Genomic DNA, 20,029 nt, shown 5'->3' with positions numbered 1-20,029 from the left:
GGGGAGCCTATGCGGATTCCCGGACCCGTGCCTGGCCCTGTCACCCCCAGGATCACGGGGGCTCTGTCCCGCTGCCGGGCCGGGTCGCAGGATCGGCCCCGAGCTGGTTCAGCGACGAGAGGAAGCAACCGACATGACCGTGACACTCGTCACCGGAGCGAACAAGGGCATCGGGCGCGAGACCGCCCGCCGGCTGATCAAGGAGGGGCACACCGTCTACATCGGGGCACGCAGCGTGGAGCGCGGGCAGGCCGCCGCGGCCGAGCTGGGCGCCCGGTTCGTACGGCTCGACGTCACCGACGACGGATCGGTCCGAGCCGCCATGCGCCAGATCGAGGAGCGCGAGGGCCGCCTCGACGTCCTGGTCAACAACGCCGGCATCGCGGACCACACCCTCGGCACCGACGGGGTCACCGCCGAACGCGCGCACGCGGTGTTCGAGACCAACGTCATCGGCGTCGTCCGTGTCACCCAGGCCGCGCTCCCGCTGCTGCGCAGGTCGCACAACCCGGTCGTGGTGAACGTCTCCAGCGCGCTCGGCTCGTTCTGGGCGGTCACCAACCCCGAGCGCCGCCAGTCGCACTACGCCTTCATCGTGTACGGGGCGAGCAAGGCGGCCGTGTCCATGCTCACCGTCCAATACGCCAAGGCAGTGCCCGAGTTCAAGGTCAACGCCGTCGAACCCGGCTTCACCGCCACCGACTTCACCGCGGACTTCCCGGGCGGGCGCCCCGTGGAAGAGAGCGCCGAAGTCGTCGTACGCATGGCCACCCTCGGCAAGGACGGCCCCACCGGCACGTTCCAGGAGGACGACGGCGAGTTGCCCTGGTAGGCGCGGCCACCGAGGCGACGCCACGGCGCACGACGTCGGGGAAGCACGTGGTGGCCCGGCGATGAGCTGGTCCGCAAGGGCAGCTGCGCTTGACGCGCACCCCGTAGCGGAGAGGACGATCACGGAGTACGACGCTCACCACGAGGCCCCACCGCCCCCATGGCCCGGTCCAGGGCGCCGGCGAAGGAGCCCTTCCCGCCCGAGGCGATCCAGGAGTGCTGAGCGGCGACCAGGCAACCGAACGCCGCGGCTGCCAGGGCACGGGGTGTCGGGTCGTCGGGGGAGTAGGGGGCACCGGCCGAGGCGGCCCGCTCGCGCAGCCCGGTGACGACGGCGTCCTGCGTCTGGTGCAGCTTCTGGAGATAGCCGGCGAGCAGCGCGGGGGTCTCGAACACCATGCGGTGGACCGGTGCCGCCCTGTGCTGGTGACCCGGCGCCTCCGCGCGGGCCACCAGTACGTCGAGCACACGGCGCAGGGAGGTCCACACCGGCTCGTCGGCCGGGCGAGCGCGCAGGGCGGCGGGCATGTCGTCCACGACGAGACCGAAGTGTCCGAGGACGATCTCCTCCTTGGTGGCGAAATAGCGGAAGACGCTGCGCTGGGACATCCCCACGGCCGCCGCGATGTCGTCGACGGTCGTCGCCTCGAAGCCGCGCTCCGCGAACAGCGCGGTGGCGGCCTCGGTGATCTCTTCCCGCACCGCACGGCGGGAGAGCTCCCGCAGGCCGACCCGTTTCCCACCCATGACCCACGCACTCTAGCGAGACGGACGGACGGCGGCAGGCCCGGCGGACGACGGCGGCCACGTCCGGCATGCCGGGGGCGGGGCGTCCGGCGGCCCGGAGACCGGTGGGTCAGATACGGCTCGGTGCCGGGTCCCGCTCGGAGAGGGGCGCCGTCGTACGGCGGGGGAGGAGCAGCGGGGTCGTGAGCACGAGCACGCCGGCCAGGCCGATGGCCGTACGCGGGCCGAGCAGGCCGCCCAGTACGCCCCACACGGCGGTCAGCAGCGCCGTCGAAGCCTTGACCGTCACGGTCCAGGCGGACAGCGTGCGGGCGACCCGGTCGGGCGCGGTGCGCTCCAGGCGGTAGGTGGCGTGGACCGGGTTGAACACCCCGCAGCAGAAGATGAGCCCCAGCTCCACGCCCATCACCAGCAGCAGCCCTCCGGTGCCGGGACCCAGGAAGGCCAGGCCGACGGGCCACAGCGCGCGCACGGCACCGGACGCCACCAGGATCCGGTGCTGCCCGAACCGGGCGACCAGCGGCCGGGCCAGCCGCGAGCCGGCCAGTCCGGCGAGGGAGGGCACGGCGAAGGCGAGGCCGTACTGCCACGGAGCGAACCCGAACCGGCCGAGCATCAAGACGGCCAGCAGCGGCTCGGCGGCCATCACCAGGCCGTTGAACAGGGCGGTGTTGAAGAACAACGGGCGCAGCGCCGCGTCGGCGAGGATGTACCGCCAGCCGTCGAGCAGGTCCCGGGGCCGCATGCGCGCGGCCTGACGGCGCTCCGGGCGCGGCTCGGCTCCGCCCATCGCGCGGATGCCGAGCGCCGAGAGCAGATAGCTGACCGCGTCGGCCAGCACCGTCGCCACCGGCCCGAGGAACCCGATCGCCGCGCCGCCCAGCGGCGGTCCGACGATCGTGGTCGTCCAGGCCGTGGACTCGAACCGGGCGTTGGCGACGAGCAGGTCCTCGCCCGGCAGCAGCGTCTTCAGATACGCGCCCGAGGCGGTGCGGAAGGTAATGTCGGCCGCCGCGACGACGACCGAGACCAGTAGCAGCTGGGGGAAGGTGAGGGCACCGAACGCGAACGCGAGCGGGACCGTCAGCAGCGCCGCGCACCGCGCCAGGTCCATGCCGATCAGCACCGGGCGCTTGCGACGGAACTCCACCCACGGACCGAGCGGCACCGCCACGGCCGCACCCACCGCGGCCCCCACGGAGGACAGCGCGGCGACCTCGGCCGGCCCCGCGTCCAGCACCTGGATGGCGATCAGCGGAAACGCGCCGAAGGCGAGCCAGGTGCCGAGCGCGCTGGTCCCGTACGCCGCCCAGAGCCACCCGAACCGCCGCCCCAGCCGTGGACCGGGCACCTGGCCCGGCCGGCGCCCGCTCTCCATACCGCGTCCCCTCGCATCCGTACAACCGACCCGCGACCAGAAGCATCAAAGCGAGTCAGGCGCCCGGGGATCAAACAACCGCGAAGCCCGACACCACAACCAATGGTTGTGGTCTTAGGGTGTCGGCATGGACCTCGAAACCGTCCGGACCTTCGTCGCCGCCGCCGACGCGGGGCAGTTCCAGGGGGCCGCCGCCGAGCTGTCGCTCACCCAGCAGGCCGTCTCCAAGCGCATCGCCGCGCTGGAGCGCGACCTGGGGGTGCGGCTGTTCACCCGCACCCCGCGCGGCGCCGAACTCACCATCGACGGGCAGGCCTTCCTGCCGCACGCGCGCGAACTGCTGCGCATCGCCGAGCGCGCGGTCACCTCCGTGCGCACCGGCCGCCGTCCGCTGCGCGTCGATGTGATCGCCTCGCGCGCCGCGCCGTCCGGGCTGATGCGCGACTTCCACCGCGCGCACCCCGGCACCGAGCTCGACGTCGTGTGGCTGTTCGACATCGAGGCGGCCGTCACCGCTCTCCAAAACGGCGAGATCGACGCCTCCTTCCGTGCCGTGGCCGCGCCCGGCCGGCCCCTTCCCGAGGACATCGCCTTCATGCGGGTGCTCGATGAGCCGCTCGACCTCCTCACCGGCCCCGCCCATGCCCTGGCGGGCGCCCGGTCCGTGCCCCTCGAACGGCTCGCCGGGCACCGCATCTGGATGCCCGGCGTCGTCCCCGGCACCGAGTGGGCCGCCTACTACGACGACCTCGTGGCCGAGTTCGGGCTCACCATCGAGGCGACCGGACCCAACTTCGGCTCCGACGCGCTCCTCGACACCGTCGCCGACACCCCGGCCCTGGCCACCTTCATGGGCGCGCACACCCGCCTCGTCTGGCCCGCCGGCCACGGACTGCGCCGCATCCCGGTGACCGACCCGACGCCCGTCTATCCGCACTCCCTCCTCTGGCACCGCGACAACCCCCACCCGGCGCTGGAGACGCTGCGCGCCCACCTCGCCGCCAGGGCGACAAGCCACGGCGCCACCGGGACCTGGACACCGGGCTGGGTACTGCCGCGCTGACCGCCGCCCCCGCCGCGATCACCCGTCCCCGGGTCGACGGACGGCGAGCCGGGCCGGGCGCGGTCATCGCGCCACCGGCGGGGCCCGGTGCGTCCGTGCCCGCCGGTCCGGCCTACGACGGTCACCGGTACGGCGTGCGTCGGTCACCGGTCCGGCGTACGACGGTCACCGGTCCGGACCGTGACGTCGGCGGGGTTCAGGACACGCTGATGTCGGTGTGCGCGTGAGCCACGCGCAGCAGCGCCCGCGCGATCACATCGGCCTCGTCGTCGCTCAGATGCCGGGCGAAGTGCTCCCAGATGCCCCGCAGGTAGACCGGCGCCGTCTCGCGCAGCGCGGCCAGGCCGTCCTCGGTGATCACGGCCCAGGTCACCCGCTTGTCCGTGGGATCGGGCCGCTTCTTCACCAGGCCGACCCGGGCCATCTCGTCCACCAGCCGGCTGACCCGGGTCCGGCTGAGGACCACACGCTCGGCGACCTCCTGCATCCGCAGGCCCCGCTCGCCCCCCGCGCGTAGCTCCAGAAGCACGTCGTACCAGGTCAGCGGGATGCGACCGTTGCGCTGGACGTCGCTTTCGATCGCCCGCACGGCGGAGTTGTGGGCCAGCAGCAGCGCTCGCCACGCCTCGACTCGATGCTCACCTTCGTTCACGAGGTCGAGTGTATCCAGACTTGCTTGCGTGCGCACGCACGGATTAAGGTGTGTGCAGACGCACTGATTCTCCGCTTCGGAAACGGGAGGCACACATGGTCCAGCGGATCACGCGCGACGAGCTGAAGAAGAAGATCGACGAAGGGCTGGTGACGGTTGTCGAGGCCCTGCCCGCCCAGTACTACAACGACAAGCACCTGCCCGGCGCGCTCAACCTGCCGCACGACCAGGTCGACCAGCTGGCTCCGTCCCTGCTGCCGGACAAGGAGGCGGAGGTCGTCGTCTACTGCGCCAACGAGCCCTGCCCCAACTCCGGCATCGCGGCCGGGCGGCTGGCGGAACTGGGCTACGTCAACGTCAGGGAGTACGGCGAGGGCAAGGAGGACTGGGTCGGGGCCGGTCTGCCGACCGAGTCCGGCGCCTGATCGGAGGACCGACCACATGACCACCGCACCGACCCGCACCGTCGACGGCGTGGAGCTGCCCGCCGCCGGCACCTGGAAGATCGACCCCGGACACGCCGAAGTCGGCTTCGTCGGACGGCACTTCATGCTGACCAAGGTCCGTGGCCGGTTCACCGGCGTGGATGCCACCGTCGAGATCGGCGAGCGCCCGGAGGACAGCAAGGTCACCGCCGTCATCGACATGGCCAGCGTGGACAGCGGTGACCGGACGCGCGACGACCACCTGCGCTCCGCGGACTTCTTCGACGCGGAGAAGCACCCCAAGGCCACCTTCGTCTCCACCGCGGTCACCTGGGACGGCAAGCGCGGCACCCTCACCGGCGACCTCACCATCAAGGACGTCACCCGCCCGGTGACCCTGGAGGTGGACTACCTCGGGTACGCGCGCGACCCCTGGGGCAACGACCGTACGGTCTTCTCCGCCCACGGCAAGATCAACCGAGAGGACTGGGGCCTCACCTGGAACATGGTCCTGGACTCCGGCGGCATCCTCGTCTCCAAGGAGATCGAGCTGTCGCTGGACCTGGAGGCGATCAAGGAGGCCTGACCTCCCGCCCGAGGGGCCCCGGTGCGCCGACCCGCGCACCGGGGCCCGTCCGGCATGCGAGGACGCGCGCCGCGTATGCCATCTGTGCCCCCGCGTGCCGATGTGCCGTGCGTGCCGCGTGTGCCGATGTGCGTGTGCGCCGATGTGCCGTGCGTGCACATGGGCCGTGCGTGCCAGGGGCCTCACGTGCACCATGTGTGCCGCATGCCACCCGTCCACATGCGCCCGCGTGCTCCCGCGCGCCTCCCCGCCCTGACGGTGCGCCCGCCCGGCCGCTCGGCCGCCGGCGGCCCGCCTCAGCGCGGGGCGCGTCCCGCCGCACTCGCGGCGCGAGGCGACGGCAAGCCCCGCCATACCGCCGAACAGTGCGGTAGCGGGGTGCGGTTGCCCACCTGCGCATTGGCGTGAGGGTGCCCATAGACACCGTTTTCCCACGCCGTGCCGACAGCACGGTGCCCGACGCATGCCCGGAAACGCGCCCCGCACGGCGCACGACGGGAAGCCGGCGCACGGCCTGTTCAAAAGGCGGCCCTTTGTGACGGTGAGTCGCTTGTCGCGCCGCCGCCGACTGTGGCACAGTCACCTACCGGACGAAGTCCGTATACGGGGGTATACATGTCTGGAACTCGTTTCCGAACTCACGTCGTAGCCGGCGACGAGCACTCTGGCCTCCTTCCGTAGGAGCACCCTTCCCACCGTCCGACCAGGACGGTTCTCCGCGTGCCCTGGGCCGCGGCCCGCACAAGAAATCCTCTGAAACACGAGCCGGGTCCCGCGCATGCCGTGACGGCCCCGCCCGTGCCCGCACTCGTACGCCGTACGACTGGAGGAACCATGACCACGCACGCCGGCACCACTGTGAGCACCGCACACGACCAGCCACTGCTCGACCTGACACAGCATGAGATCCAGGCGCTGCGCACCGAGTTCAACCTCGCCGACGCCCACACCCACCAGCGCCAGTCCGCCGCCCAGCACGAGATAGTCGGCCGCCTTCCCGAGCTGTGGTACGAGGCGGAGGAGGGCCTCCAGGCCACCTACGAGCAGCGCTTCACCGAGGCGTTCTTCCGCCTCCACCGCCAGCCCACCGCCCTGGCCAGGAACAAGACGCTCCTGTCGTACGCCGCTTCCATCTCCACCATGGTCGTGGCGATGTACCTCAAGCAGCGGCGCGCCGCCGTCACCCTGGTCGAGCCGTGCTTCGACAACCTGCACGACGTCCTGTCGAACATGGGCGTGCCGCTGTACCCCGTCGAGGAGTCGGCGCTGCACGACCCCGACCGCATCTACACCGAACTCAAGCGCCGGGTCCGCACCGACGCGCTGTTCCTCGTCGACCCCAACAACCCCACCGGCTTCACGCTCATGCGGCACGGCCGCAAGGGGCTGGAAGAAGTCGTCCGGTTCTGCAAGGACCACCACAAGCTGCTGGTCATCGACTTCTGCTTCGCCTCGTTCACCCTCTACGACCCCGAACTCGCCCGGTTCGACGTCTACGAGCTGCTGGAGGAGTCCGGGGTGAGCTACCTGGCGATCGAGGACACCGGCAAGACCTGGCCGGTGCAGGACGCCAAGGCGGCCATGCTCACGGCCAGCGAGGACATCAAGGAAGACATCTACAACCTGCACACCAGCGTGCTGCTGAACGTCTCGCCGTTCGTGCTCAACATGCTGACCCAGTACGTGGAGAACTCCCGGAAGGACGGTCTGGCCTCGGTCCGCGACGTGCTCGACACCAACCGGGCCGCCGTCAGGGAGGCGCTGCGCGGCACGATCCTCGACTACCAGGAACCGGTCGCCAAGACCAGCGTGGCCTGGGCGCGGATCACCCACCCCGAGCTGACCGCGACCGAACTCCAGCGGGAACTGCGCGCCGAGGGCGTGTACGTGCTGCCCGGGCGGTACTTCTACTGGAGCCAGCCGGGCCGCGGCGAGCCCTATGTCCGCATGGCCCTGGCCCGCGAGCCGGAGATGTTCGCCGGCGCGATGCAGCGGCTGCGGAAGGTGCTGGACCGCTATGGCCGCTGACCTCACCGCCGCGCAGGACCATGAGGTCTTCGTCGACGCGGCGCTGTTCCTCGGCATGCACAGCCGGGACGACGGCCTGCGCGTCGCCTGCAAGACGTTCTTCGTGGAACGGCTCGACACCCGCGTGGTCATGAACCTGGAACAGGTGGGCCGCTGCGACGACGTCATCTGGAGCTACTCACGCGAACTCCAGGACCTCTACTACCCGTTCATGGACCAGCTCCACACGGTCATGGACATCAGCCGGGAAGAGTACGACCGGGTGGACGCCGCCCTGGCCCTGTCCGACGCGGACTTCCCTGACCAACTCCCCTTCATCGACCGCCTGTTGCTCGCCATGGTCGTCAATCGCAAGGGGCTGCTGCACACCGTCGGCCCCCGCGCGGACGCCTTCGGGGGACTGCCCGTGCGCGCCGTGGCCGCCTGGCCCGCCGGGGTGCCGGAGCCCGCCTTCCCCGAGTCGCTGGAGCGGCTCTACCGCGCATCGCTCGCCCTGCGCCTGCCCGAGGACCGGCTGGGCATACCGGCACCGGACCGGGCCCCGGCGCGGGACCGTACCTGAGGAGCCCGACATGTACCAGGGAGTGATCGCGGCCCTGGTGACGCCGCTCTCGGAGACCGGTGAGGTCTCCGAGAGCGGGGTCGCCCGGCTGCTGGACACCGTACGACCCCACGTCGACGCCCTGCTGCCCAACCTCAGCACCGGCGAAGGGCGCCGGCTCGGCGACCGGCAGTGGGAGGACATGCTCACGGCCACCGTGAAACACGCGGGCGGCCTGCCCGTCCTCGCCGGCATCCTGCGGCCCACCACGGAACGGGTCCTGGAACGGGCCCGGGTCGCGGTGGACCTCGGCGCCCGGGCGCTGGTCGCCACCACCCCGTACGGCACGGGGATCACCCAGGACGAGATCCGCCGGCACTTCACCGAACTCGGCGAGCGCGGCGGCCTGCCGGTCGTCGTCTACCACGGCACCGAAGTCGCGGGGAACGCCGCCGACTTCGACACCCTGCTGCGGATCTGCGCACTGCCCTCGGTGGTGGCCGTCAAGGACTCCTCGGGCAGCGCGGACTTCACCCGGCGGCTGGTCCGGGCCCGCCCCGGGGCGCGGATCCTCGCCGGTCTGGAACACCTGCTGCTGGAGTCCGGACCCGTGGACGGATACGTGGTCGCGCTCGCCAACGCCGAACCGGAGCTGTGCGCCGACCTGTTCGCCGGCCGGCTCGCCGATCCGGCCACCCGCCTCGCCGACGCCTGCGCACGCTACGGCCTGGAGCGGGACGACTGGTACCGCACGATCAAGACCGCGCTGTACCACCGCGGCGTACTGGAGACCGACAAGACCGTGGAGACGGCGGAGGCGGGCGAATGAACACCGAGGCACCCGGCACCGTTCCACCCGGCACCGTTCCACCCGGCACCGTTCCACCCGGCACCGAGCCACCCGGCACCGAGCCACCGGTCGGCGTGCCAGCCGGCAACGCCGTGTCCGGCCCCACGGTCCCTGCCCCGGTGGGGTCCGGCCCCACTGCACCCGGCCCGACGGCGGCCCGCCGAGCCGTACCCTCCTGGCCCGCCCCGGCCTCCGGGGAGGAGTCGGTCCACCGCGAACTGTTCCGGCTCAACCGGACACCGCTCGACTCCCGGCTGCTCGCCCGGGTCGAGGAGATCGAGCGGGACTGGATCCTCCCGCTCGTGCGGTCCATGGAGGCGGCCACCGATCCGGTCGCCGACCGGGCCGGCTGGCAGCGCCTGCTGGCCGGGCTGCTGGCTGAGGAACGCTCGGGCAACCCGGCCGGCGAGTACCTGGCCGAGAAGGCGAGCCGCGCGGAATTCACCTTCGTGGTCAGGGAGTTCGCACTCGACGGGCTGACCGAGGCGCAGAACTTCTTCCCCGCCGTGCCCCGGCTGCCGATCAAGGCGCAGATGGCCGTGATGCGGGTCCTCATCGACGAGTTCGGCTGCGGCAACCTCCAGCAGGCGCACTCCCAGCTCTACCGGCTGCTCCTCGCCGAACTCGGCCTGCCGCAGGAGCCGCAGCACTTCCTGGACACCACCGGGGACGAGACCTTCCAGTTCCTCAACGTCTTCTACTGGCTCACCCAACGCGCCCCGCACGTCGAGTACTTCCTGGGCGCCCTGGCCTACCTGGAGGCCTCCATACCGGACGCCTTCACCCACCAGGCGCGGGCCTGTGAACGGCTCGGCATACGGCACGGCCGCTACTACACCGAACACCTGCACATCGACACCTTCCACATGCGGGAGATGCAGTTGGCCATCAAAGAGTACGAAGCCGCCTACGGTCTCGACCCGACCCGGCTGTGGACCGGCGCGCGACTGCTCTCCCGGCTGATCGGCGGTGCCTTCGACGCGGCCGTGGCGCGGGCCCGGGAGTCGGCCGGCGAGGTGGCGGCATGACGGGCCGCACCGGAGCCGAGGAACCGGTCCTGGAGGAACTGCCCGGCGACCGGCTGCGCGTCCGGGTGGCCGGCCGGGAGTACGTGACCGACGCCACCTGCCCGCACCGCAAGGGCAGACTGGTCCACGGCCAGGTCAACACCCGTACGCTGCGCATCAGCTGCCCGCTGCACCACAGCAGCTTCGACCTGGCCACCGGCTGCCCGGCCGGCGGCCCCGCCGAGGAGGCGCTGACCGTGCACCGGGGCGGCGTCTGGCCCGGCTACTACCGCGCCGAACAGGTCTGGCTCCCCGCCTCCGAGCAACTCCTGGACTGGGGCGAGGAATTCCACGAGCTGATGCTCGACGACGAGCTGCGCATGACGGCCTTCCAGGCGGCCATCGGCGAGGCGGTGCGCCCCGGGGACACGGTCCTCGACCTGGGCACCGGCACCGGCATCCTGGCCCGCTGGGCCCTTCAGGCCGGGGCGGCCCGGGTCTACGGGATCGACCTGAACGAAAAGGTCCTGGCCACCGCCACCGAGCGGCTCGCCGAGGCCGGATTCGCCGACCGCTTCATCCCCCTCGCGGGCCTCTCCTTCGACCTGGAGCTGCCCGAACGCGTCGACATCGTCATCTCCGAGATCATGGGGAACCTCGGCGACAACGAGAACTTCTCCGCGATCCTCGACGACGCCCGGGAACGCTTCCTGCGCCCCGGCGGCACCATGCTGCCCCGCCTGGTGGACAGCTTCCTGGTCCCGGTGACCGCCGAGTCCGCGCACGCGCAGCTGACCGGCCCCGGGCCCGAGGACGCGGGCGGACCGAGCGCGTTCGCCGCCCTGCTGGCCGCCCGCGGCGCCCGGGACCCCTTCTCCCTGTACTACGACGTGATCCTCCCGGTCTCCGGCCACCTGAGCGCCCCGGGCCTGCTGCGGCGCTACGAACCGGCGGGCGAGCGGACCGGCGCGGGCCGCACCCCGGTCTCGTACGACGTGCCGCTGGCGTTCACCGTGCAGCGGGACGGCGTGTTCACCGGGTTCAAGGGCTACTTCACCGCCCGGCTGTCGCAGACGGTGGCGCTCGACATCTCCGGCGACGACATCGCGGGACGGACCACGTCCGACAGCTGGAAGCACTGCTACCTGCCCGTCGAACGGCCGGTGCGGGTGCGGCGCGGCGACCGGATCGCCATGACCTTCAGCCGTCGCAGCGGCCGGGACGGCAGCCCCTTCGGCCAGACCTACGGCTGGCAGGGCCGGATCCTGTCCGGCTCCCGGGTGGTGGACCGGTTCGCCCACAGCACCGGCCCCGCCACCGACCTACCCGAATGACCACGACGCACGGGGGAGTTCACCCACACATGATCAGCACAGCGGCACCGGCCGAGCGACACGGGGACGGACGCCCCGTGCGGACGTACGACGTCGTCGCACTCAACGTGCCCATCGCGTATGACGAGTTCGGCGACCACGACCGCAACGGCGCCCTGTACACCCTCGCCTCCGACGCGCCGGAGCTGAGGGAGCTGGCGGCCTCCTGGCCGCAGCCGTTCCCCAGCTACCTGGACCAGCCCGAGCTGGTGCCCGGCCCGCACCCGCTCGCCCGCCCGCTGGTCCTGCGGGTCCGGCGCGGCGAGCGGCTGCGGGTCCGGCTGACCAACGAGCTGCCGCGCCCCGCCGGCATCACCCTCCAGGGTGTTCGCTACGACGTGCGCACCATGGACGGACTCGCGGCCGGCGCCAACCCGGACAGCAGTGTGCCCCCGGGCGGCACCCGCGTCTACGAATGGGTGTGCGAGCACGAAGGCGTCTTCCACTTCGGGGACATGTCCGACGCCCGCGGCGAGGGCACCCAGAGCCACGGCATGGTCGGCGCGGTGGTGGTCGAGGCACCCGAAGCCACCTGGACCGACCCGGAGACCGGAGCGCCGCTGGCCACCGGCCTGTACGCGGACGTCCATCTGCCGGACCGCAGCTTCCGCGAGTTCGTGATCTTCATGATGGAGTACCCGAGCAACGACAACCCCGCGGTGCCGCCGCCGATGCCCGGCCACGGCCACGGCGGGGGACACGGCGAGGACGGGGGACACGGCGACGGACACACCGGGGCCGGCGCGCGGACGGCCGCCGACCTGCCCGCCCCCCGCCCGCACACCTCGGACACCGTGGACGACCTGACCCCGCTCAACAACGCGATGCTGCCGGTCAACCACCGTATCGAGCCCATGGAATGGCGGATGTACCGCTACCAGCGGCTCCTCGCGGAGGGCCGGATCGACCCGGTGCGCGACGCGGTCATCGGCGAGGAGGTGCACCACAGCTCCTGGCTGTTCGGCGACCCCTCCACCCCCGTCCTGCGCGGCTACTGCGGTGACCCCACCGTCATCCGGCTGGTGCACGGCGGCATGCGCGACACCCATGTCTTCCACACCCACCTGCACCAGTGGCGGCTGCGGCCGGACGACGAGAACGCGCCCATCGTGGACTCCGTCAGCATCGGCCCGCAGGAGGCCATGACCCTCGAACTGATCGGCGGCCTCGGCTCCCGGCAGGGCGCGGTCGGCGACTCGATCTGGCACTGCCACATGTACGTCCACTTCCACATGGGCATGTGGGGGATGTTCCGGATCTTCGACACCCTCCAGGACGGCACCGGCAGCTACCCCGACGGCCGCACCGTCCAGCCCCTCGTGCCGCTGCCGCACCGCCCGGCCCCGCCGGCGCCCACGCCCGAACGGCCCGGCTTCCCCGGCTTCCTCGCCCAGTCGGCCACCTTCCCGCAGAAGAACCCCCGGCCGCCGCGGACCCCGCTCCAGCCGCCCGGCATGGGCCGCGAGCCCACCGCGCTGGAGGCCGCCGCCTTCGTGGACGACCCCCAGCCCGGCGAGGCCTTCACCAAGATCACCCCACCGGACGCCCCGGTGCGCCGCTACCACCTGGTGGTCACCAACGGCACCCTCCACTACCACGGCGACCCCACCGACGAACACGCCGTGACCTGGCACGACCACAACGCCCACTTCTACGTCCTCGCCGAGGAGATCGAGGAGGCCGGCGGCCTGGAGGAGTTCAAGCGGCAGCTCGCGCGGGGCGAGCGCACCCTCGAACCGCTGGTCATCCGGGCCAACAAGGGCGAGGTGCTCGAACTCACCCTGACCAACGCCCTGCCGACCGGACCGCAGCAGGAGTCGGCGTTCGACCCGCACCTGCCGTTCCAGCCGGAGTGCGGACTCCACACCCACCTGGTCAAGTACGACCCGCTGATCTCCGACGGCTCCGCGGTCGGCTGGAACTACCTCTCCGCCACCACCACCGCCGACCAGGGCGAGGAGGCCCACGGCCAGTACAACTCCTGGACCTACCGCTGGTACGTGGACGAGGAGTTCGGCACCGTCTTCTTCCACGACCACCTGCTCGCCAACTACCGCCAGCGCCACGGCCTGTTCGGCGCCCTCATGGCCGAACCCGAGGGCGCGGTCTGGGTCTCGCCGCACGACCACGGCCAGGAGCTGCGGCGCGGCACCCAGGCCGTGATCAAGAAGGCCGACGGCACGGCACACCGGGAAATGGTCCTGGCCATCGGCGACTTCGTGCCCATGGTCAAGCACGGACACGGCGACCACGGCGAGCCCGTCAACCCGCCGCCGGCCCCCGGAGCCCCGGACGACCAGGGCGCGATGGGCGTCAACTACCGCAGCGAGCCGCTGTCCGAGCGCGGCGGGGACCCGGCCCACTGGTTCTCCAGCGCCGTCCACGGCGACCCCGGCACCCCGCTGTTGCGCGGCTACCCCGGGGAGGACCTGCGCCTGCACATCCTGCAGGGCTCCCACGACCTCCAGCACAGCTTCACCGTCTCCGGTGCCCGCTGGCGCGAGTGGCCCCGCCGCACCGACACCGCCTGGCGCAACCAGCAGACGCTGGGCATCTCGAACGTCGCGGAGCTGGCCCTCGCCCCGACCATGGTCCCCGGCGACCATCTGTGGTCCTTCAGCGCGGGCAACGACCTGTGGCTGGGCTGCTGGGGCCTGCTGCGGCTGCACGACCGCCGGCAGGCCGACCTGCCGCCGCTGCCCGGCCGGGCCACCGGCGTCCCGCAGCTGCCGGCCCGCCGCCGGGTGCGCCGGCACACCGTACGCGCCCGCGCCCAGGTCATCGCGTACAGCGCGCTGCGCACCGACCCGTACGGGCTCGTCTTCACCGCCGACGGGGACGGCGGCCCGGAGGACGGCCCGCTGGTCCTGCGCTGCCGGGCCGGTGAATGGGTGGAGGTCACCCTGATCAACGAGCTGGACGGCCCGCCGCCCGCCAGCCCCCTGGACCCGGCCCTGATGAACGAGGCGGACCCCGGGGACCGGACCGTCTCCGGCCGGGTCTCCCTGCACCCCACCCTGCTCGACTTCGACGTCCGCACCGACGACGGCGCCCACGTGGGCCGCAACTCCGACTCCACCGTCAAACCCGGGGCCGCCCGCACCTACCGCTGGTACGCCGCCGAGCCCGGCGTGGTGCTGCTGCGCTCCCACGCGGACGTCATCTCCCACCCGCGGCGCGGACTGGCCGGGGTGCTGGTGGTGGAGGAGGCCGACGCCACCCCGTACGACCCGGACACCGGACGGGAGCGGTGGACCGGCGAGCGGGCCGTGGTGCGCCGCCCGGACGCCGAACCGGTACGCGAACTGGTCCTGCTCGCCCAGGACGGCCTGCGGCTCTACCACGACGGAGACCTCACCCAGCCGGTCACCGACCTGTTCTCCGACAGCCCCGACGACGCCGGCCAGAAGGCGTACAACTACCGCACCGCGGCCCTGCACCCGCTGGACCCGGTGCTCGGCGATCCCCACCCGCCGACCCCGCTGCTCACCTGCCGGCCCGGCGACCAGGTGGCCGTCCACCTGGCCATCGCCTCCCACCGGATGCGCAACCAGTGCTTCACCGTGCACGGGCAGGTGTGGGACGCTTCCGAGACCGGCCTGGGCTGGCAGGTGTCCACGATCGGCGCGCTGGCCTCCGGCAGCACCCGGACGGTGCGTTTCCGCGCCCAGCACCCTGGAGATCACGTCTACCGCACCGGCAATCTCCACTGGGGCCTCAGCGAGGGCTGGTGGGGGCTGATCCGCATCGAGGAGACTCCATGACCCCTGCGACCACCGGTATGGACGGGCAGTTTGATCCCCGGCTGCCCGCCGCGCCCGACACCATCGCCGTCTACACCGACCTCAACTGCTCCTTCGCCCACGTCGCCGTGCACCGGCTGCACGAGACCCGGCGCCGCCTCGGCCTGGAGGGACGGCTCTGGTTCGATCTGCGGGCCTTCCCGCTGGAACTGTTCAACCGGGAGGTCAACGCCCGCCCCGGAGTGGATTCGGAGATCTCCGTGCTCGGCGCGCTGGAGCCCGGGGCCGGCTGGCGGCTGTGGCAGGGACCGGACTGGGCCTACCCGGTGACCACGCTGCCCGCGCTGGAGGCGGTGCACGCGGCCAAGGCGCAGGGCTGGCACGCCAGCGAGCAGCTGGACCGCGCCCTGCGCCGCGCCTTCTGGGCCGAGAACCGGTGCATCTCCCAGCGCCACGTCATCCTCGACGTCGCCGCGGAGACCGGCGCGGTGGACGTGGCGGCACTGGCCGAGGCCTTCGACAGCGGCACCGCCCGGCCGGCGATCATGGCCCAGTACGAGTCGGCCCGCGACGGCCGGGTCGACTGCAGCCCGCACCTGTTCCTCCACGACGGCACCGACAGCGCCAACCCGGGCATCACGGCCCACTGGGTCAACGGCGGTTTCGGCGTCGGCTATCCCGTCGTCGACGAGGACCGCCCGGAGATCTACGAGAAACTCCTGACCCAGGCGGCGGCGCTGCTGTAGCCCGACCGGGGAAGCGGGGGAGTGCCGTGCGCGCGCCCCCGCTCACCGGCCCGTGGACGCCGTCCTCCACGACTCGGCCCCTACCGCCCGAACCCTCACCCGATCACCCCGCCCCCGGGCGCTTCCGGCCGTCCGGGCGCACCGTGGAGACGGGTGGCGGTCACCGCGACAGCGGTGTGCCGGCGGGCGGAGACGGAAGGGAGCGACCATGGGCGACGACACGACACCGGCCGGCGGTCCGGCGGGCGACGGGCCGACCTGCCTGGTGACCGGCGCCACGGGCTACATCGGCGGCCGGCTGGTACCGGAGCTGCTCGACGCCGGACACCGGGTGCGCTGCCTGGTCCGCACCCCGGACAAACTCCGCGACCACCCCTGGGCCGGCCGGGTGGAGATCCTCCGGGGCGACGTGACCGACGCCGAGTCGGTGGCCCGCGCGATGGACGGCGTGGACGTGGCCTACTACCTCGTGCACGCCCTCGGCACCGGCCGCGGGTTCGAGGAGACCGACCGCGCGGCGGCCCGGATCTTCGGCGCCGAGGCCCGCCGGGCCGGCGTCGGCCGGCTCGTCTACCTGGGCGGCCTCACCCCCAGGGCCGTGCCCGAACACGAGCTGTCGCCGCACCTGCGCTCCCGCGCCGAGGTCGGCCGGGTGCTGCTCGCCTCGGGCGTCCCCACGGCCGTGCTCCGCGCCGCCGTGATCATCGGCTCGGGCTCCGCGAGCTTCGAGATGCTGCGCTACCTCACCGAGCGGCTGCCGGTGATGGTCACTCCGCGCTGGGTGCACACCCGGATCCAGCCCATCGCCGTACGGGACGTCCTGCGCCTGCTCACCGGCTGCGCCCGCCTGCCGCGCGAGGTGAACCGTACCTTCGACATCGGAGGTCCGGAGGTGCTGACGTACCTGGAGATGATGCACCGCTACGCCTCGGTGGCGAAGCTGCCCCGACGGCTGATCCTGCCCGTTCCCGTGCTCACCCCCCGGCTGTCCAGCTACTGGGTGGGCCTGGTGACGCCGGTCCCGGCCTCGATCGCCCGCCCCCTGACCGAGTCCCTGCGCCACGAGGTGGTGTGCCGCGAGGACGACATCGAGCAGTACGTGCCCAGCCCGCCGGGACACCCGATCGGCTTCGACCTCGCCGTCCGGCTGGCCCTCCAGCGCATCCGCGACGCCCAGGTCACCACCCGGTGGTCGTCGGCCTCCGTGCCCGGCGCGCCCAGCGACCCGCTGCCCACCGACCCCGACTGGGCGGGCGGCAGCCTCTACACCGACGTACGCGAACGCGACGCGGATGTCTCGCGGGAGGCGTTGTGGGAGGTCGTCGAGGGCATCGGCGGAGAGCACGGCTGGTACTCCTTCCCCCTGGCGTGGGCGGTGCGCGGCTGGCTCGACCGGCTGGTGGGCGGTGTCGGACTGCGCCGGGGCCGCCGTGACGCCCGGCACCTCAGGACCGGCGACTCCCTGGACTTCTGGCGGGTCGAGGAGATCGCACACGGCCGGCTGCTGCGGTTGCGCGCCGAGATGCGGCTGCCCGGGCTGGCCTGGCTGGAGATGAGCGTGGACGGCGACGACGGCGGACCGGTCCGGTACCGGCAGCGGGCGCTGTTCCACCCGCACGGCCTGCTCGGCCACCTGTACTGGTGGAGCGTCTCGCCCTGGCACGCGGTCGTCTTCGGCGGCATGGCCCGCAACATCGTCCGTACCGCCGAGCGCGCGGCACCGCCACCCCGGGGGCGCGGGGCCGGCGCGTCCTGAGCCGCTACGGCGCCCGGAGGGCACGGGGGGCTGACAGCCCCATGTGTCAGAAGGCGTACCGGATGCGCAGCCAGGGCGCGTGGGCCGCGACCAGGTCGCGCAGGGTGCGTACGGCCCCTGCCTTGACCTGGTGGTGGTAGCGGACGTTCAGGGCGCCGTTCTCCGAGCGCTTGTCCTGTTGCAGCGCCGGCTGCCAGAGGAGTTCCTCGGCGCGGGGGTGCCAGCCCAGGTTGACCTGGTGCAGGTCCCGGTTGTGGGTGAGCAGGATCACCTCGGCGGCCGCCTGCCGTTTGACCCGGCCGGGCAGGACGTCGTCCAGCTGCCGGAGCACCTCGGTCCAGGCTTCTTCCCAGCCGGGGCGCAGCACCACGGGGGAGAGGTTGAAGTGGACCTCGTAGCCGCGTCCAGGAAATCCGCCGCGGCGGCGATCCGGTCGCCCACCGGCGATGTCCGTACGTCCAGCAGCCGCGAGTCCGCGGCGGGCATCACGGAGAAACGGATCCGGGTGCGGCCCCGGGGGTCGAGCGCAAGCAGGTCGGGGTTGACGAACTTGGTGGCGAAGGACGCCTTCGCGGTGGGCCAGCCGCGGAAGGTGCGCACCAGGTCCGCGGTGTTGTCGCTGATCAGCGCGTCCACGGAGCAGTCGCCGTTCTCCCCGATGTCGTAGACCCAGGCCGAGTCGTCGCACTGGTTGGGTTCCGGCTTGCGTCCCTGGCGGGCGATGTGCCGGGCCAGGTGGGCGAGGATGGCGTCGATGTTGGTGAAGACGGTGACGGGGTTGGCGTATCCCTTGCGGCGCGGGACGTAGCAGTAGGCGCAGGCCATGGCGCACCCGTTGGAGGGGCCGGGGGCGATCCAGTCGGCGGACCGTCCGTTGGGCCGGGTGGCCAGTGTCTTCCGCTCGCCCAGGACCAGGGTCTCCCCCTTCACCCGCACCCAGCGCTCGACGTTGCCCTCGTTGCCGTGCAGCCCCGGGATGCGCCAGTGGGAGTCCACCTCGATCAGCTCCGCGTCCGGGAAGCGGGCGAGGATCTGGCGGCCGCGCGCGGAGGACGCGGCGGCCGGTTCCGCGTAGATCGTCCGGACGGGCAGCAGACGACGGGCCGCGGCGGACTCGCGGAACGGCGGGCGGTCGTCCGGGCCGCGCCCGGCACCCGTGCCTCCGTGTCCGGGCGCCCCCGGGGCGGGGTCCAGCGCGTCGAGGCCGAACAGGGCGTCGTGACCGTCGTCGCCGGGGCCTGCGGAGGAGTGCGTCATGCGGGGCTGCCGAAGAGTAGGGGAGGGGCCGTACACGGGGACGACGGCCGCATTCCACTGTAGACGTTCCCCGCGCGTCACCGGCGGCCCCGCCGGCACGCGGGGGCATACGGACCGCCGACGTCACTTCTTCCGCTTGAGGGCCGACGGTTTGTGTACGGCCGTACGCCCGGACTTGTCGCTGCGCACCTCGTACTGCGGCTCGTCGGGCGAGGCGTCCACGGTGCGCCCGGACGCCTCGGTCCGCTGGGTGATCTTCTTCTCGACGGTGCCCGTGGTCTCGCTGCCGTGGGTGCGCCAGACGACCTTGTCACCCTTGGCCGGCTCTCGTCCGCCGGACGTGTTCTTCTTCCTGGCCATGGCGGTGCTCCCTCGCACAGAGGTCGGATGCCTACCGCCAGGGTGCCCGCGGGCACCGGAGCGCGCATCCGTGACCCCGCCTCCCGCCCGCGTGCGGCCCGGCCTCGGCCGTGTTCCACGGGCCACGTCGGCCACCGCTCACACCGGGGCCGGCCGAGCCGCACGGACGGCGGGCGGGGTCTGCCCGAGCCGGCGTCGTCAGATGAAGAAGGCGTTCATGCCGGGCACGTCGGAGAGGTAGGTCTCGATGCTCGCGATCCGGCCGTCGCGCAGACGGCAGACGGTGGACAGGTGTTCGTCCAGCCGGACGTCGCCCCGTTGGGCGGTGTTGTGCAGGGACAGCGCCATGTTCTCCCGGCTGACCAGGATGTGCAGCAGCCGGAAGTCCAGTCCGTAAGAAGCGATCTTGCGGGCCCGTTCCACGACCGCGTCGGCGCCCACGGCCGTACCGGAGATGGTGTTGTCGCCGGGCAGCGTCCAGGTGGCGTCGTCGGTGAGCAGGGACCGGATGCCGTCCCAGTCACCGGCGGTGAGGAAGGCGTGGAACCGGGTGCCGAGCTGGTGCGCGGCCTTGTACGGGTCCTCGTACGAGGGCATGGTTCCTCCACGGAAGAGCGACTAAAGCAGTGATCTTTGCGTTAGTCAGCCTAGGTGGCCTTCTGGCTAAAGCGCAACTCTTTGCTTTA

Annotated in this window: 17 protein-coding genes and 1 pseudogene; 12 read left to right on the top strand and 6 right to left on the bottom strand. The window is 72.3% G+C overall.

The genetic code is table 11. The annotated features are described in order from the left end of the window. The first annotated feature begins 133 nt into the window (after nucleotides 1–133). Nucleotides 134–832, top strand: coding sequence for an SDR family oxidoreductase (locus IH25_RS0102525; protein ID WP_030602072.1), 699 nt, complete (start codon nucleotides 134–136; stop codon nucleotides 830–832). Between the two features lie 119 nt (nucleotides 833–951). Here the strand turns inward: IH25_RS0102525 and IH25_RS0102520 are convergent, their stop codons facing one another. Together IH25_RS0102520 and IH25_RS0102515 are read right to left on the bottom strand one after the other, a co-directional pair. Next, nucleotides 952–1,578, bottom strand: a complete 627-nt coding sequence (locus IH25_RS0102520; protein WP_030602068.1) for a TetR family transcriptional regulator — start codon at nucleotides 1,576–1,578, stop codon at nucleotides 952–954. A gap of 109 nt (nucleotides 1,579–1,687) precedes the next feature. Further along, nucleotides 1,688–2,956: an MFS transporter gene (locus IH25_RS0102515; protein WP_030602066.1), complete on the bottom strand. Its 1,269-nt coding sequence runs from the start codon at nucleotides 2,954–2,956 to the stop codon at nucleotides 1,688–1,690. Between the two features lie 127 nt (nucleotides 2,957–3,083). On the opposite strand from IH25_RS0102515, the gene IH25_RS0102510 reads away from it, so the two are divergent. Beyond that, nucleotides 3,084–4,019, top strand: coding sequence for a LysR family transcriptional regulator (locus tag IH25_RS0102510; protein WP_030602063.1), 936 nt, complete (start codon nucleotides 3,084–3,086; stop codon nucleotides 4,017–4,019). A 196-nt stretch (nucleotides 4,020–4,215) separates the two neighbouring features. On the opposite strand, the gene IH25_RS0102505 is transcribed toward IH25_RS0102510, so the two are convergent. After that, nucleotides 4,216–4,671, bottom strand: a complete 456-nt coding sequence (locus tag IH25_RS0102505) for a MarR family winged helix-turn-helix transcriptional regulator (protein ID WP_030602061.1) — start codon at nucleotides 4,669–4,671, stop codon at nucleotides 4,216–4,218. 95 nt (nucleotides 4,672–4,766) lie between these two features. On the opposite strand from IH25_RS0102505, the gene IH25_RS0102500 reads away from it, so the two are divergent. The 10 genes from IH25_RS0102500 to IH25_RS0102450 all read left to right on the top strand — a co-directional run bounded on the left by IH25_RS0102500 (nucleotide 4,767) and on the right by IH25_RS0102450 (nucleotide 17,726). Beyond that, complete coding sequence (locus IH25_RS0102500; RefSeq protein WP_030602059.1) at nucleotides 4,767–5,096, top strand: rhodanese-like domain-containing protein; 330 nt, start codon at nucleotides 4,767–4,769, stop codon at nucleotides 5,094–5,096. Nucleotides 5,097–5,112: 16 nt separating this feature from the next. Then, on the top strand, nucleotides 5,113–5,682 hold the full coding sequence (locus tag IH25_RS0102495; RefSeq protein ID WP_030602055.1) for a YceI family protein: 570 nt from the start codon (nucleotides 5,113–5,115) through the stop codon (nucleotides 5,680–5,682). A gap of 834 nt (nucleotides 5,683–6,516) precedes the next feature. Next, complete coding sequence (locus tag IH25_RS0102490; protein ID WP_051753667.1) at nucleotides 6,517–7,710, top strand: aminotransferase class I/II-fold pyridoxal phosphate-dependent enzyme; 1,194 nt, start codon at nucleotides 6,517–6,519, stop codon at nucleotides 7,708–7,710. Next, nucleotides 7,700–8,272 (top strand): DUF6190 family protein, encoded by a 573-nt coding sequence (locus IH25_RS0102485; protein WP_051753665.1) that lies wholly within the window; start codon nucleotides 7,700–7,702, stop codon nucleotides 8,270–8,272. The genes IH25_RS0102490 and IH25_RS0102485 overlap by 11 nt, the downstream gene beginning before the upstream one ends. A gap of 10 nt (nucleotides 8,273–8,282) precedes the next feature. Further along, nucleotides 8,283–9,080, top strand: a complete 798-nt coding sequence (locus tag IH25_RS0102480; protein ID WP_030602047.1) for a dihydrodipicolinate synthase family protein — start codon at nucleotides 8,283–8,285, stop codon at nucleotides 9,078–9,080. 140 nt (nucleotides 9,081–9,220) lie between these two features. Further along, nucleotides 9,221–10,129: an iron-containing redox enzyme family protein gene (locus tag IH25_RS0102475; protein ID WP_051753752.1), complete on the top strand. Its 909-nt coding sequence runs from the start codon at nucleotides 9,221–9,223 to the stop codon at nucleotides 10,127–10,129. Beyond that, nucleotides 10,126–11,442 carry a methyltransferase domain-containing protein gene (locus IH25_RS0102465; RefSeq protein WP_078844096.1) on the top strand — a complete coding sequence of 439 codons (1,317 nt, stop codon included), beginning with the start codon at nucleotides 10,126–10,128 and terminating at the stop codon, nucleotides 11,440–11,442. Before IH25_RS0102475 ends, IH25_RS0102465 begins: the two co-directional genes overlap by 4 nt. Nucleotides 11,443–11,471: 29 nt before the next feature. Continuing rightward, complete coding sequence (locus tag IH25_RS0102460; protein ID WP_030602037.1) at nucleotides 11,472–15,245, top strand: multicopper oxidase domain-containing protein; 3,774 nt, start codon at nucleotides 11,472–11,474, stop codon at nucleotides 15,243–15,245. After that, nucleotides 15,242–15,970: a DsbA family oxidoreductase gene (locus IH25_RS0102455; protein ID WP_030602033.1), complete on the top strand. Its 729-nt coding sequence runs from the start codon at nucleotides 15,242–15,244 to the stop codon at nucleotides 15,968–15,970. Before IH25_RS0102460 ends, IH25_RS0102455 begins: the two co-directional genes overlap by 4 nt. Before the next feature lie 208 nt (nucleotides 15,971–16,178). Beyond that, nucleotides 16,179–17,726, top strand: coding sequence for an SDR family oxidoreductase (locus IH25_RS0102450; RefSeq protein ID WP_051753663.1), 1,548 nt, complete (start codon nucleotides 16,179–16,181; stop codon nucleotides 17,724–17,726). Nucleotides 17,727–17,772: 46 nt separating this feature from the next. On the opposite strand, the pseudogene IH25_RS37240 reads toward IH25_RS0102450, so the two are convergent. The 3 genes and pseudogenes from IH25_RS37240 to IH25_RS0102435 form a co-directional block, all read right to left on the bottom strand. After that, a pseudogene (locus IH25_RS37240) lies at nucleotides 17,773–18,983 on the bottom strand (spore photoproduct lyase family protein). A 123-nt stretch (nucleotides 18,984–19,106) separates the two neighbouring features. Further along, a complete protein-coding gene (locus IH25_RS0102440) occupies nucleotides 19,107–19,343 on the bottom strand; it encodes a hypervirulence associated TUDOR domain-containing protein (protein ID WP_030602028.1) in 237 nt (78 codons plus the stop codon). 198 nt (nucleotides 19,344–19,541) lie between these two features. Next, entirely contained in the window at nucleotides 19,542–19,940 is a 399-nt protein-coding gene (locus tag IH25_RS0102435) for a nuclear transport factor 2 family protein (protein WP_030602026.1), read from the bottom strand. Nucleotides 19,941–20,029 lie beyond the last annotated feature (89 nt).

The sequence above is a fragment of the Streptomyces achromogenes subsp. achromogenes genome (genome assembly GCF_000720835.1).
Classification (GTDB): domain Bacteria; phylum Actinomycetota; class Actinomycetes; order Streptomycetales; family Streptomycetaceae; genus Streptomyces; species Streptomyces achromogenes.
The sequence above is the reverse complement of the archived record's forward strand: the minus strand, read 5'-3'. Positions and strand labels throughout refer to the sequence as shown.

What these genes read in the sequence shown, in the direction of transcription:
- IH25_RS0102525 (WP_030602072.1), top strand. Translation starts at nt 134, where the DNA reads ATGACCGTGACACTCGTCACCGGAGCGAACAAGGGCATCGGGCGCGAG.
- IH25_RS0102520 (WP_030602068.1), bottom strand. Translation starts at nt 1,578, where the DNA reads ATGGGTGGGAAACGGGTCGGCCTGCGGGAGCTCTCCCGCCGTGCGGTG.
- IH25_RS0102515 (WP_030602066.1), bottom strand. Translation starts at nt 2,956, where the DNA reads ATGGAGAGCGGGCGCCGGCCGGGCCAGGTGCCCGGTCCACGGCTGGGG.
- IH25_RS0102510 (WP_030602063.1), top strand. Translation starts at nt 3,084, where the DNA reads ATGGACCTCGAAACCGTCCGGACCTTCGTCGCCGCCGCCGACGCGGGG.
- IH25_RS0102500 (WP_030602059.1), top strand. Translation starts at nt 4,767, where the DNA reads ATGGTCCAGCGGATCACGCGCGACGAGCTGAAGAAGAAGATCGACGAA.
- IH25_RS0102495 (WP_030602055.1), top strand. Translation starts at nt 5,113, where the DNA reads ATGACCACCGCACCGACCCGCACCGTCGACGGCGTGGAGCTGCCCGCC.
- IH25_RS0102490 (WP_051753667.1), top strand. Translation starts at nt 6,517, where the DNA reads ATGACCACGCACGCCGGCACCACTGTGAGCACCGCACACGACCAGCCA.
- IH25_RS0102485 (WP_051753665.1), top strand. Translation starts at nt 7,700, where the DNA reads ATGGCCGCTGACCTCACCGCCGCGCAGGACCATGAGGTCTTCGTCGAC.
- IH25_RS0102480 (WP_030602047.1), top strand. Translation starts at nt 8,283, where the DNA reads ATGTACCAGGGAGTGATCGCGGCCCTGGTGACGCCGCTCTCGGAGACC.
- IH25_RS0102465 (WP_078844096.1), top strand. Translation starts at nt 10,126, where the DNA reads ATGACGGGCCGCACCGGAGCCGAGGAACCGGTCCTGGAGGAACTGCCC.
- IH25_RS0102460 (WP_030602037.1), top strand. Translation starts at nt 11,472, where the DNA reads ATGATCAGCACAGCGGCACCGGCCGAGCGACACGGGGACGGACGCCCC.
- IH25_RS0102455 (WP_030602033.1), top strand. Translation starts at nt 15,242, where the DNA reads ATGACCCCTGCGACCACCGGTATGGACGGGCAGTTTGATCCCCGGCTG.
- IH25_RS0102450 (WP_051753663.1), top strand. Translation starts at nt 16,179, where the DNA reads ATGGGCGACGACACGACACCGGCCGGCGGTCCGGCGGGCGACGGGCCG.
- IH25_RS0102440 (WP_030602028.1), bottom strand. Translation starts at nt 19,343, where the DNA reads ATGGCCAGGAAGAAGAACACGTCCGGCGGACGAGAGCCGGCCAAGGGT.
- IH25_RS0102435 (WP_030602026.1), bottom strand. Translation starts at nt 19,940, where the DNA reads ATGCCCTCGTACGAGGACCCGTACAAGGCCGCGCACCAGCTCGGCACC.